12 protein-coding genes are annotated in these 12,643 nt (G+C 67.6%); 6 read left to right on the top strand and 6 right to left on the bottom strand.

Annotated elements, in window-relative coordinates; genetic code table 11:
• Positions 1-154: 154 nt before the first annotated feature.
• Together D9X30_RS18155 and D9X30_RS18150 are read right to left on the bottom strand one after the other, a co-directional pair.
• On the bottom strand, positions 155-1,180 hold the full coding sequence (locus tag D9X30_RS18155) for an aldo/keto reductase (RefSeq protein WP_153948625.1): 1,026 nt from the start codon (positions 1,178-1,180) through the stop codon (positions 155-157).
• A 121-nt stretch (positions 1,181-1,301) separates the two neighbouring features.
• Positions 1,302-2,216, bottom strand: a complete 915-nt coding sequence (locus D9X30_RS18150) for a LysR family transcriptional regulator (RefSeq protein WP_153948626.1) — start codon at positions 2,214-2,216, stop codon at positions 1,302-1,304.
• A gap of 105 nt (positions 2,217-2,321) precedes the next feature.
• On the opposite strand from D9X30_RS18150, the gene D9X30_RS18145 reads away from it, so the two are divergent.
• The gene (locus tag D9X30_RS18145; RefSeq protein ID WP_153948627.1) at positions 2,322-3,584 is read left to right on the top strand and encodes an SGNH/GDSL hydrolase family protein; all 1,263 of its coding nucleotides are present in this window, start codon (positions 2,322-2,324) and stop codon (positions 3,582-3,584) included.
• Positions 3,585-3,658: 74 nt separating this feature from the next.
• Here D9X30_RS18145 and argG read toward each other — a convergent pair whose 3' ends face one another.
• The gene (argG, locus tag D9X30_RS18140; protein ID WP_153948628.1) at positions 3,659-4,984 is read right to left on the bottom strand and encodes an argininosuccinate synthase; all 1,326 of its coding nucleotides are present in this window, start codon (positions 4,982-4,984) and stop codon (positions 3,659-3,661) included.
• 255 nt (positions 4,985-5,239) lie between these two features.
• Between argG and D9X30_RS18135 the strand changes: the two genes are divergently transcribed.
• The 3 genes from D9X30_RS18135 (at position 5,240) to D9X30_RS18125 (ending at position 6,629) form a co-directional block, all read left to right on the top strand.
• A complete protein-coding gene (locus D9X30_RS18135) occupies positions 5,240-5,668 on the top strand; it encodes a VOC family protein (RefSeq protein ID WP_153948629.1) in 429 nt (142 codons plus the stop codon).
• A gap of 87 nt (positions 5,669-5,755) precedes the next feature.
• Positions 5,756-5,959: a SlyX family protein gene (locus tag D9X30_RS18130; protein WP_153948630.1), complete on the top strand. Its 204-nt coding sequence runs from the start codon at positions 5,756-5,758 to the stop codon at positions 5,957-5,959.
• Between the two features lie 85 nt (positions 5,960-6,044).
• Positions 6,045-6,629, top strand: coding sequence for a DUF1439 domain-containing protein (locus D9X30_RS18125; RefSeq protein ID WP_153948631.1), 585 nt, complete (start codon positions 6,045-6,047; stop codon positions 6,627-6,629).
• An 18-nt stretch (positions 6,630-6,647) separates the two neighbouring features.
• Here D9X30_RS18125 and D9X30_RS18120 read toward each other — a convergent pair whose 3' ends face one another.
• The 3 genes from D9X30_RS18120 to D9X30_RS29825 all read right to left on the bottom strand — a co-directional run bounded on the left by D9X30_RS18120 (position 6,648) and on the right by D9X30_RS29825 (position 9,200).
• On the bottom strand, positions 6,648-7,544 hold the full coding sequence (locus D9X30_RS18120) for a DMT family transporter (RefSeq protein ID WP_153948632.1): 897 nt from the start codon (positions 7,542-7,544) through the stop codon (positions 6,648-6,650).
• 364 nt (positions 7,545-7,908) lie between these two features.
• Positions 7,909-8,781, bottom strand: a complete 873-nt coding sequence (locus tag D9X30_RS18115) for an NAD-dependent protein deacetylase (RefSeq protein ID WP_249641000.1) — start codon at positions 8,779-8,781, stop codon at positions 7,909-7,911.
• The gene (locus tag D9X30_RS29825; RefSeq protein WP_349632236.1) at positions 8,778-9,200 is read right to left on the bottom strand and encodes an oxidoreductase-like domain-containing protein; all 423 of its coding nucleotides are present in this window, start codon (positions 9,198-9,200) and stop codon (positions 8,778-8,780) included. Before D9X30_RS29825 ends, D9X30_RS18115 begins: the two co-directional genes overlap by 4 nt.
• On the opposite strand from D9X30_RS29825, the gene D9X30_RS18105 reads away from it, so the two are divergent.
• Together D9X30_RS18105 and D9X30_RS18100 are read left to right on the top strand one after the other, a co-directional pair.
• Positions 9,187-11,520 (top strand): patatin-like phospholipase family protein, encoded by a 2,334-nt coding sequence (locus D9X30_RS18105; RefSeq protein ID WP_228770975.1) that lies wholly within the window; start codon positions 9,187-9,189, stop codon positions 11,518-11,520. The two genes, D9X30_RS29825 and D9X30_RS18105, sit on opposite strands and share 14 nt — an antisense overlap.
• A gap of 260 nt (positions 11,521-11,780) precedes the next feature.
• Positions 11,781-12,629: an IclR family transcriptional regulator domain-containing protein gene (locus tag D9X30_RS18100; RefSeq protein WP_153948634.1), complete on the top strand. Its 849-nt coding sequence runs from the start codon at positions 11,781-11,783 to the stop codon at positions 12,627-12,629.
• Positions 12,630-12,643 lie beyond the last annotated feature (14 nt).

Below are 12,643 nucleotides of genomic sequence, written 5' to 3'. Positions count from 1 at the left end.
CGCTGCGGAATGTGCGACCGAAGTTGGCAACCGCACGTATTCAAACGCACCGGCGTGCGCGGCGCGCAACAGGCAGCTTGGGCATCACACCCCCGTGTATTTCAGGAGCGCAATGCCGGCTGCCTTTGTCGTTTTTACGCCATGACGGCGACGTTCAGGCCGCAGTGACGGGACGTCCGCCGAACGGATAGTTCGGGTCGTTGTAGCCATGGGTGGATGCATGGCCGCGCGGCACGAGGTCGTCGATCATCGCCTCTTCCTGCGGCGAAATGGCCGCCCCCACTGCACCAAAGTAGTCCTCGAACTGCGCCAGCGTGCGCGGGCCGGCGATGACCGCGCTGATGATCGGATTGGCCAGCACCCAGGCGGTGGCGAACTGGCCCGGCGTCAGGCCGCGGCCTTCGGCATGCGCCTTCAGCGTCTGCGCGATGACCAGCGACTCTTCACGGAATTCGGTTTCCATCATGCGGCGGTCCGCGCGGCCGGCGCGGGTGTCCGCCTGGGGCGCCTGGCCAGGCAGATACTTGCCGGTCAGCACGCCGCGCGCGATCGGGCTGTAGGGCACCACGCCCAGGCCGAAATGCTGGCACGCCGGCAGGATCTCCACTTCGGGCATGCGGTTCAGCAGGTTGTAGTACGGCTGGCATGCGACCGGACGCGGCACGCCCAGCTTGTCGCACAGCGCGGCAATCTCGGCAATGCGCCAGCCGCGGAAGTTGGACACCGCCCAGTAGCGGATCTTGCCGGCGCGGATCAGGTCGCCCATCGCGCGTACCGGCTCTTCCAGGTTGGCACCGGCGAAGTCGCGATGCAGGTAGAGGATGTCGATGAAGTCGGTATCCAGCCGGCGCAGGCTGTCTTCCACCTCGCGCAGGATCCAGCTGCGCGAGTAATTCTGCTGGTTCGGCCCGCTGCCCATCGCATTGCCGAGCTTGGTGGCCAGCACCCAGTCGTGCCGCTGCCCTTGCAGCAGGCGGCCCACCATCGATTCGGACGCGCCCTTGGTGTACACGTCGGCCGTATCGATGAAGTTGACGCCGTGCGCGCGGGCGCTGGCAACGATGCGGCCCGCCTCGGCTTCATCGGTCTGGTCGCCGAACATCATCGTGCCAAGGCACAGGGTGGATACGTTCAGGTTGCTGACGCCCAGGCGGCGGTACTGCATGGTGAAATCTGGCATGACGAGGTTCCCCGATTAGCGAAGCCGAAGCAGAAAAGGCAAGCGGCCCTGAGATCCATCCGGGCCGGCATCGCATTGTGCCGCGTTGCGGCGCCGCTTGCAGCGCCGGCTCGCTTGTCTGCTATGTATCGGCCGGGGTAAAACCAGGCAGCGCCGGCAGGCGCTCGGCCAGGAACGCCAGCAAGGCGCGCGTGCGGGCCGGCTGGTACCGGCGCGATGGATAGACCAGGAACGCCTCCTGCGGCGGGCCATGCCAGCCGGGCAGCACGGGCACCAGATCGCCACGGTCCAGCAGGTCCTGCACCAGCCAGGCCGGCGTCAAGCCCAGCCCGGCTCCGGCCAGAAAGCTCTCGCGCATGGCCAGCGAGTTGTTCACGCGATAGCGGCACGTCGCCTCCACACTGGCGGCGCGGCCACGTGCATCGGTCAGCACGATGTCTTCGCCAGCCGCCAGCCACGTGAAGCGCAGCAACCGATGGCCGACCAGGTCGGCCGGCTGCCGCGGCGGCGGATGATCTGCCAGATAGCCGGGCGCGGCCACAAGCATGCGTGGCGATACGGCGATGCGACGCGCCACCACGTTGGGCGGCAGCGACGCACCGAGGCGCAGCGCCACATCGACGCCAGCCTCCACCAGATCGACAAAGCGGTCATCGAACCGCAGGTCGACATCGACATCAGGAAAGGCCTGCAGGAATTCGAGCACCAGCGCGTTGAGCCGCAGCACGCCCAGGCTGACCGGCGCGCTGACGATGATCCGGCCGGATGGATGGTCGGCCAGGCCGCGCGCCTCGCCCACGGCTTCGCCATAGGCGTCGAGCACGGTCAGCGCCTGCGCGTAGAACCGGCGGCCCGCTTCGGTGGGCGTCAGCCGCGTGGTCGTGCGCTCCATCAGGCGGACGCCGAGGTCTGCCTCCAGCGCGGCCAAGGTCTTGCTGACGGTGGGTTGCGATGTGCCGAGTTCGCGCGCCACCGCCGACAGGCTGCCCAGTTCCATCGCCCGGGCGAAGACACGCATTGCCTTGAGGGTATCCATGGCAGCTCATTCTGAATTGGCATGAGTGATATGCCATTCTGCCAGCTACCTGCAAGGATCGGAATGAGTGACATTGGCTCCTCACCCTTACTTCAGGAGTCAACGATGTTCTCAACGTCATGGATTCGTGCGATGGCCATGTCCGGCAGCCTGCTTTCCGGTGCGGCACTGGCCGGGCAGGCCCCGGCCGACGCCGCCCACGCCGCCACCTGGACCACCACCTGGATGGCCAGCCAGCAGCCGGTCTGGGCCCCAGACGCCCAGCCGCTGCCCACGGGCCTGCCCGAAACGATCCAGGACGCCACGATCTTGCAGCGCGTGCGCATCAGCGCAGGCGGCCGGCGCGTGCGGCTGGTGCTGTCGAACCGGTATGGCCGGCAGGCCGTCCACGTTGAAGCGGCGGGCATGTACGGCTTGGCGGCCCGCCTCGGGCGCCCGGTCACCTTTGCGGGCCGCGCAGCAGTGACCGTGCCGGCCGGCGGCATGGTGACGAGCGACGCGGTGGACCTTGATGCGCCGGCGCTGGATACCGTGACCGTCAGCCTCTACCTGCCCGGGCCCACGACGTTGGGATCGTTCCATTGGGATGGCCGACAGACGGCATACATCGCGCCCGGCAATCAGGTCAATCTGGCCAGACCGGCCGGCGAGCCAGCGATGCGCGCGGCACGCACGTTCCAGGCACGCATCCTCCTGGCGGCCATCGAAGCCGAAACGCCGGTACCGCGTCCCACCGTCGTGGCCATCGGCGATTCCATCACCGAAGGCAATGGTGCGACACCGGATGCCGACCGCCGCTGGCCCGACCAGCTGGCGAACCGGCTGGCGCATCAGCGCGCCGCCGTCCTCAATGCCGGCATTTCGGGCGGCCAGTTGCTGCGCGACGGCATGGGCGAATCGGGCCTCGCCCGCTTCAGGCATGACGTGCTGGCCGTGCCGCATGTGCGCAGCGTGGTGGTGGCGCTGGGCATCAACGATATCGCGTGGCCCGGCTCGACGTTTGCACCAGACCGCAAACTGCCAACCGTGGACGAACTCGCCGGCGGGTACCGCAAGCTGGCCGCGCAGGCCCGCGCAAGCGGCGTGCGCGTGATCGGCGCCACCATCACGCCCTTTGCGGGCGCGCTCGATGGCAGCCCGATCCAGGGTTATTTCTCGCCGGAGAAAGAGGCCCTGCGGCAGCGCGTGAATCACTGGATCCGCACCAGCGGCACGTTCGACGCGGTAGCCGATTTCGACGCCGCCGTGCGCGATCCGGCCCACCCCGAACGCCTGCTGCCGGCCTTCGACAGCGGTGACCACCTGCACCCCGGCGACCAGGGCTACGCGGCCATGGCGGCAGCCATCGACGACGCGCAACTGTTCTGAGCCATAAAAAAACCGGCACGATCGCGCGTGCCGGTTTTCTGTTTCCGCGTGCGGTTGCGGCCGCCGCAGGGGGCTCAGTCTTCGAGCTTGGGCAGCGCGGCGCTGGTCTGCGACGACAGCAGGCCGGTCTTGGCATACGTCTGGAGCTTCTCGCGCGTGTCGACGATGTCGAGCGTACGCATCGTCAGCTGGCCGATACGGTCCAGCGGCGTGAACATCGACTCGCCCTTTTCCATCGTCAGGCGCTCGGGCTTGTACGTCAGGTTCGGCGAGGTGGTGTTCAGGATCGAGTAGTCGTTGCCGCGACGCAGTTCGATGGTCACTTCGCCGGTGACGGCGCCTGCCACCCAGCGTTGTGCGGTTTCGCGCAGCATGATGGCTTGCGGGTCGAACCAGCGGCCCTGGTACAGCAGACGACCCAGGCGGCGGCCGTTGTCGCGGTACTGCTCGATGGTGTCTTCGTTGTGGATGCCGGTGATCAGGCGCTCGTAGGCGATGAACAGCAGCGCCAGGCCCGGGGCTTCATAGATGCCGCGGCTCTTGGCCTCGATGATGCGGTTCTCGATCTGGTCGCTCATGCCCAGGCCGTGGCGGCCGCCGATGGCGTTGGCTTCCATGAACAGGTCCACGGCGTTGGCGAACGTCTTGCCGTTCAGCGCCACCGGCTGGCCTTCCTCGAAGCGCACGGTCACTTCCTCGCGCTTCACTTCCACTTCGTCGCGCCAGAACTGCACGCCCATGATCGGCTGGACGATGCGGATACCCGAATCCAGGTGCTCCAGATCCTTGGCCTCGTGCGTGGCGCCGAGCATGTTCGAATCGGTCGAGTAGGCCTTTTCGGCCGACATCTTGTACGCATGGCCGTGCTGGCGCATGAATTCCGACATTTCGGCCCGGCCGCCCAGTTCGTCGATGAACTGCTGGTCCAGCCACGGCTTGTAGATCTGCAGGCCCGGGTTGGTCAGCAGGCCGTAGCGGTAGAAACGCTCGATGTCGTTGCCCTTGAACGTGCTGCCGTCGCCCCAGATGTTGACGCCGTCTTCCTTCATCGCGGCCACCAGCATCGTGCCGGTCACGGCACGGCCGATCGGCGTGGTGTTGAAGTACGTCACGCCGGCGGTGGAGATGTGGAACGCACCGCACTGCAGCGCGGCAATGCCTTCGGCCACCAGCTGGGCGCGGCAGTCCACCAGGCGGGCGGCTTCGGCGCCGTAGGCCATGGCACGGCGCGGAATGTCGTCGTAGTCCGGCTCGTCCGGCTGGCCCAGGTTGGCGGTGTAGGCGTAGGGAATGGCGCCCTTCTGACGCATCCAGAGGAGCGCGGCGCTGGTGTCCAGGCCGCCCGAGAATGCGATACCGACGCGCTGGCCGGAAGGAATGTGCTGCAGGATGGTAGTCATCGCCAGAAAACCAGGTGAATTTGTCGGCTCTTGGGGCGCCCCCGCACGATCAGGCCGTGCGGCGAGCCGGTCCGGCGCCCGAAACTCGTAACCTTGAATTGTGACATGGCACGGCGTCAGCGCCAAACGCGTGGCGGCCGAAAATAAATGTGGACATCGTACAGACCGTCGTCTAGTCTATTGTGGACGGCGTACACAAGCGCCGCTTCCGCACAACGCCCGGGGCTGCCGGGCCCAACCCAGCAGGAGATGTCGATGTCTTCGAAAGTCCAGTCGTACCTGTTTTTCGATGGTCGCGCAGAGGAAGCGGCCGAGTTCTACAAGACCGCCATCGGTGCCAAGGTGGAAGGCTTGATGCGTTTCAAGGATGCCCCACCGGACGCGGGCCCTGGCTGCGGCCCGGCCGCCGTCAGCGGCGACAAGGTCATGCACATGGCCCTGCAGATTGGCGATACCACGATCATGGGGTCCGACGGCGAGAACAAGGGCCAGGCCGAGTTCAAGGGCTTTGCGCTGTCGATCACGGTGGCCAACGCGGCCGAAGTGGACAAGACCATCGGCGCACTGTCGCAGGGCGGGCACGTGGTGATGCCGGCCGCGCCCACGTTCTTCAGCGAACGCTTCGGCATGGTGGCCGACAAGTTCGGCATCACGTGGATGGTGCTGGTCGCCCCCAAGCAATAACGGCGGCGGCGCCGCTGATCCATCGGACTCCGGCTGGGCAAGGTCGTAGCATCCCCTACAATGCCGCACCCAACCGGAGAATCGCTGATGGAATCCCGCCTGACCGATCTCGAAATCAAGGTTGCCTTCCAGGAAGACCTGATCGAGACGCTCAACCTGACCGTTGCCCGCCAGCAGCAGCAGCTGGACCTGCTGCAGGCCCAGTTCCGTGCGCTCTACCAGCAGGTGCGCGCCGCCGCACCCTCGGGCGCGGAAGGCAACCCCCAGCACGAGATTCCGCCGCACTACTGAAGCCCAGGCGGCGCATGAAGCACAATCCGGAACGATCGTCGCGATGGCCGGGTCACACCGGCTATCGACATACCATTCCGCATCCATGCCCCAGACCGCCCCGCCTTCGCGCCCCGTTCGCCACGTGCGACGATTCCTGGCCGTGGCCCTCGCCGCCACGGCGCTTGGCACGGCCCACGCCGGCTACAACGTCTGGACCGGCGAGTACACCTTCACCAAGGCCGAACTGCAGAGCGCCGTGGATAAGAAGTTTCCGACCACCCTGCGCTATGGCGAGCTGGTCAGCGTCCAGTTGTCGAATCCACGGCTGGTGCTCGACCAGGCCACCAACCGCGTGACCACGCAGATGGACGCGGTCATGTCCAACACGATCCTGCCGGCGCCGCCGGTCAACGGCACGATGTCGCTGAACAGCGGCGTGAAGTACGACCCCACGCGCCGCGCCGTGCTGCTGGACAATCCCACCGTGCAGGACGTGCAGGTACAGGGCATGAGCCAGTACACGCAGCAGCTCAACGCGATCGGCGCCGTGGTGGCCGAACAGCTGCTCAGGGACTATCCGCTCTACACGTTCAAGCCCGAGGAACTGCGTTTCAACGGCAAGGATGTGCAGCCGGGCGCCATCACCGTGACGCCCGGCGGCATCAGCGTGAAGGTGGATCTGCGCTGATCCGGCGCCATTCCCGCGCTAGCGCGCGGGCCGGAACACCAGCGCCAGGCCCACCGGTATCGCCACCATGCCGACCAGCGCCAGCGGCGCCGGACGATTGCCGAGGAACAGGTAGTCCAGCAGCACGGTGGCCGGCGGCACCAGGTAGAACAGGCTGGTGACGTTGACGAGGTTGCCGCGCTGGATCAGCCGGTAGAACAGCAGCGTGGCCACCACCGAGATCACGATCCCCATCCATAGCAGCGGCACGAAGAAGCCGGCAACCGCTTCGAAGTGGACCGGCTGGAACGGCAGGCAGGCCAGGCACATCAGCAGCGCCACGGTGTATTGCAGCGGCAGCACGTCCATCGGCGCCTGCTTCACGCCCTTCTGCCAGACGGCGCCGCTTGTCATGCAGGCCAGCGCACCCAGTGCGCAAACCCAGCCGCCGGCCGACAGCCGCGCCGCCAGCAGGCTGTCGGCCACGATCGTGACCAGCCCGCCCAGCGCCAGCACCAGTCCGGCCATCCGCACTAGCGACACGCGCCGCTCCGACCAGAGCAGCGTCAGGATCGGCTGCACGCCCAGCACCGTGGCCAGCACGCCCGGCGTCATGCCGGCATCCAGCGCCAGCAGGTAGCAGATCGAATAGCCGCCGATCATCAGCGCGCCCGCCAGCGCGACGCGGCCACGGGTACCGGCGGCCGGCAGCAGGTGGCGCCGCAGCACCCCGACCGACGCGAGCACGCCGAGCGCGATCAGGAAGCGCAGCGTCAGGAAAGCAAAGGGCGAGGCGTGCGCCAGGCCCCAGCGGCTGAAGATCGCGCCGCCGCTCCACAGCAGCACGAACAGCGGGGTGGCGCCATGTGCGGCCAGCAGGCGCGCACGCGTTTGCGTGGCAGCCCCTGCCGCCACGGCATCTTTCTGGAAAGTCATGATTGGGTCCTGTCGAAACCACGCAGGCCCCGGCGCGTGCTGACGCAGCGGGCGTCGGCACGTGATCCATCAGGAAAGCCGGGGACAAAAAGCGGCGGAAATCAGCCGCGAGGGGGCGCCGTCGGAGGCGCCATGGGCGGCGCGAACGGGGGAGGCGCGACAGGACCGGCACCAAGCAGACCGCGCTCGCGCGCTGGCAGGCCGCACGGTTCGGCGGCAGCGGCAGCAACAGCGATGGTGGCGATGGCTCGGGGCGTCATGGGGTGATCGGTAGACCGGGGTGTCAGCCTTGCAGCAGCAAGGGCAGCGCAAAGGCGCCGGCAACGGTCAGATGCTAGCCGTGCCGGCGCGTGTGGTCAATCGGTCAATCGGCTTCGAGCCCGAGCGATGCGGCCAGCGCGGCCAGCGCCGGCCCGATCGGGGCGGAAATCTTGCAGGCCAGCAGCGGATCGGCCCGCGTGGTGCCCAGGTTCAGCGCCGCGATCGGCAGCCCGCGCTCGGCGGCCCACAGGCAGAAGCGGTAGCCCGAGAACACCGTCAGCGACGAACCGATCACCAGCATGCCATCGGCCATATCCAGCGCCTGGCGGCCCGCGTCCACGCGGTCGCGCGGCACCGATTCGCCGAAGAACACCACGTCCGGCTTGAGCACCCCGCTGCAACGCTCGCAGTCCGGCACCGCGAAATTGTCGAACAGGGGCGACTCCAGATGCGCGTCGCCATCGGCCGCCGGCAGCGCCGATACATCGCGGAAATCGGGATTGTGCAGCCACAACCAGCGTTGGATATCGGCGCGCGGGTATCGGGTTGCGCACGACAGGCACACGACGCGGCCAATGCTGCCGTGCAGTTCGGTCACATCGCGGCTGCCAGCGCGCTGGTGCAGGCCGTCCACATTCTGGGTGACCAGGCCCGCCACACGCCCGGCGTCGCCCAGACGCGCCACCACCCGGTGGCTGACGTTCGGCTGCGCGGCGTCCGCCACGGGCCAGCCCACCATGCTGCGCGCCCAGTAACGCTGGCGCGCCGGGTGCCCGCTCAGGAACGCCGTGATCGTCATCGGCGCCGAACGCTGCCAACGCCCCTGTTCGTCGCGGTAGCCCGGAATGCCCGAATCGGTGCTGATACCGGCGCCCGTCAGCACGAACAGCCGCGGATGGCGTTCGACAAAGTCGCGCAGCGCCGCGCCGCGGTCGCCGCCGTCGTCCCCGTCGTCGCGGTAGGCGGCGTGGCTCACCGATCCACCTTGACGCGCCCGACCTGGCGCGCTTCCCAAGCCTTCAGTTCCTGCCGGTAGCGGTCCATCTCGTCGTTGTAGAAGTCGAACACGCACGGATCGCAGCCGCTCTGGCAGCACTCGTTGTCGCCGGGGCGTTCCGGCGGCAGCGGCTTGGGATCATCGGGCGGGGGGAAGGAATCGGCGGCAGATTCGGCGGCGGACACGGCAAGACTTTGGAAGAACAGAACCGCGCCAGTATATGACGCCCGCCCGATCAGGGTCTTTGGTCCAATGCACGCCGAGGCAATCCCTGATATGCAGGAAACCGGGGCGATATTGAATTGTTTCGACAAGGCTGTGCCGGGCTGGGCGCTGCTGATAGTGTGGTGCGCCGAACCGGTACTCGGCGGACTGCCTATTGCCATGGTCACTGCCACGCGCGTCATTTCCGCATTGCATCGGTCCGCCGCAGGCCTGGCGGCCATGCTGGCCTGCGCCGCCGCCATCGCGGCCGACGCGGGCCGCGCGCTCTTGCCGCCGCCCAACCCGGCCCCCACCGCCCCGCCGGTACTGACGCCGGCCACGCCGGACCAACCTGTCACGCGCCCCGCACTGCCGCCACATCCGGACGGACGGCCCCGCATCTGCCTCGTGCTGTCCGGCGGCGGCGCACGCGGCGCGGCGCATATCGGGGTGCTGAAGGTGCTGGAATCGCTGCGCGTGCCGGTGGACTGCATCGCCGGTACCAGCATGGGATCGCTGGTCGGCGGCGCATACGCCACGGGAATGAGCACCGCCGATATGGAAAAGCTCGTCGCCGGCCTGTCGACCGATGCGCTGTTCAAGGAACGGCCGCCGCGCCAGGACCTGGCCATCCGGCGCAAGATCGAGGATCACACCAACCTGGTGACGCCCGAGATCGGGGTACGGTCGGACGGCCTGCTGCTGCCAAAGGGGGCGGTATCGGGCGTGCAGCTCGAAACCGTGCTGCGCCAGCTGGCCAATGCGCCCGGCTATCGCGATTTCGACTCGCTGCCGATTCCCTACCGCGCCGTCGCCACCGACCTGGTGGCCGGCACGCCGGTGGTCTTCAGCGAGGGCGAACTGGCCAATGTCATGCGCGCCAGCATGTCGGTGCCCGGCGCGGTGGCGCCCACCGAGTACGAAGGCAAGCTGCTGGTCGATGGCGGGCTCACCGACAACCTGCCCGTGGACGTGGCGCGGGCCATGGGCGCCGACATCGTCATCGCCGTGAACCTGGGCACACCGCTGATGAAGCGCGAGGAACTGACCTCGCTGATCGGCGTGACCGGGCAGATGCTCAATATCCTGACCGAGCAGAACGTGCGCACGTCGCTGGCGTCGCTGAAGCCGACCGACATCCTGATCGAGCCGGCGCTGGGCGATTTCTCGGCGGGCGACTTCAACCACCTGCCCAAGACCATCCCCATCGGCGAAGCGGCCGCCCAGCGCGTGGCCGACCGGCTGTCGGCGCTGTCGCTGCCGGAAGACAAATACGCGGCCCTGCGCGTCGCGCAGCGCGCCCTGCCGCCGCCCGACCTGCGTCCGGTCGACGAGATCCGCTTCGCCCCGCTGGATCGCGTCAACCCGGCCTTTGCGGCCGCCACCATGGAAACCCGGCCCGGCGAGCCGATCACGCAGGCCACGCTGGACCGCGACATGCGGCGCCTGTTCGGCACCGGCGATTTCGAGCATGTGAACTACCGCTTCCTGGAGGAACCGGGCAAGCGGGTGCTGAACGTGGATGCCGTCGAAAAAAGCTACGGTCCCGACTACCTGCGCTTCGGGCTGGGCCTGAGTTCGGACTTCCGTGGCAACGCCTTCTTCAACCTGCTGGCCAGCTATCGCCGCACCTGGCTCAATTCGCTCGGCGCCGAATGGCGCAACGACGTGCAGGTGGGGCAGACATCGAGCCTGGTCAGCGAGTTCTACCAGCCGCTCGATACGCGCCAGCTGTTCTTCGTGGCGCCGCGCATCGAACTGGAACGCCGGCCCGTCAACGTGTTCAGCGGCAACAGCAAGATCGCCGAATACGACCTGCGCCGCACCGATTTCGCGTTCGATGTGGGCAGCCAGTTCACCAAGTACGGCGAAGCCCGGCTGGGCGTGGTGATCGGGCATCAGAACGTGTCGCTGTCCACCGGCCCGGAATCGCTGGCACCGGCCGCCGGCAGCGACGTGCAGCGGCGGGCCATCACGGGCCGGCTGCTGTTCGATCAGCTGGACAGCATCAACTTTCCGCGTTTTGGCTATGGCGGATCGATCAACGTGTTCTCGTCGCAGGCCAGCATGGGCGCCACCGATACCTACACGAAGGGCGAGCTGACGGCGACCGGCGCGTATTCGTTTGGCAGCAGCACGGTGAACCTGGGCATCCGCGCCGGCAGCAATATCGGCGGCCCGGGGCTGCCCCGCTACGACCTGTTCCAGTGGGGCGGCTTCCTGCAGCAGTCCGGCTACAGCACGGGGCAGCTGATCGGCGGCAATATCCAGTTCGCCCGGCTGGTCTACTACAACAAGCTCGTCAAGCAGACGCTGCTGGAAGGCGTCTACGCCGGGGCGTCGGCGGAAATTGGGCGGGTGGGCGCGCCGCTGGTCGCGGGCAGTCCCACCGGGGCGCTGAAATCGGGGTCGCTGTTCCTGGGCGTGGACAGCCCGATCGGCCCGCTTTACCTCGCCTACGGGCGGGCGGCCGGGGGCCACTACGCGTTCTACCTGTTCCTGGGCAAGCCGTAGCCAGCCTGGAGCGGGCCTCAGCATGGCGACTGCGCCACAGACTGCGCCACAAAGTGCGGCGTACCGAACCCCCACCTTCGTTGTATGTAATGTCTCTGTGCGGTTCTCTATACTCGACGATGTCGGTAGGACCCCCGTCCTCTTGACACCCCCTTCCCCGGTCGCCGCTCCAATCGGCGACATTTTTTTGTCCGGAATTCGGCAATCTACGTGCCGGAGCGTTAAGATGCGCGATTATCGAACAGCGCATCGCCCCCGCCATGGACGCCCCCAATCCCATCCATCTCAAGCCAGCCCAGGCTGACACCGTCCGCGCCGCCCATCCGCCGGCCGATATCCTCAACAGCTTTGCCGGGGATCCGAACTTCATGCTGTCGCTGGCGCGCGGCCTGACGGTGCTGGAGGCGTTCTCCGAGCGCAAGCGGCCGCTGACGATCTCGCAGGTGGCCCAGCGCACGCAACTGTCGCGCGCCTCGGTGCGGCGCTGTCTCTATACGCTGGAGCAACTGGGATACGTGAGCCAGCAGGACGGGCATTTTGCGCTGCGGCCGCGCGTGCTGCACCTGGGACATGCCTATTTTTCGTCGACCTCGCTGGTGTCGTCGGCGCAGCCCATCCTCGACACGCTGAGCGCGCGCGTCCACGAGACGTCGGCGCTGGCCATCCTGGACGGCATCGACATCCTGTACCTGGTGCGCTCCGAGGTGCATCGCGTGCTGACCCACTCGCTGGGCATGGGCAGCCGCTTGCCGGCCTATTGCACGTCCACGGGCCGCCTGCTGCTGGCCCACCAGCCCGACGCCGTGCTCGAAGCGTTCTTCGAACATGCCGAGCTGCGCCCGCGCACGCTGCTGACCAAGGTGTCGCGGCCGGAGCTGGAAGCGGCGTTCCAGCGCGCGCGCGAACTGGACTATGTGCTGATCGACGAGGAACTGGAACCGGGCCTGCGGGCGATTGCCGTGCCGGTGCGCGCCCAGACGGGCATGGTGGTGGCGGCCATCAGCGTGAGCGTGAAGGCCAACAAGGTGTCGGAATCCGAGATGATCGCGCGGCTGCTCGGCCCCATGCGAGAGGCGGCAGCCGCAATCGGCAAGCTGGTCGGAAGCTGACGAACCCCGCCGCG

The organism is Cupriavidus sp. U2 (assembly GCF_009663685.2).
GTDB lineage: Bacteria > Pseudomonadota > Gammaproteobacteria > Burkholderiales > Burkholderiaceae > Cupriavidus > Cupriavidus necator_C.
This window is presented reverse-complemented; position numbering and strand designations above follow the sequence as displayed.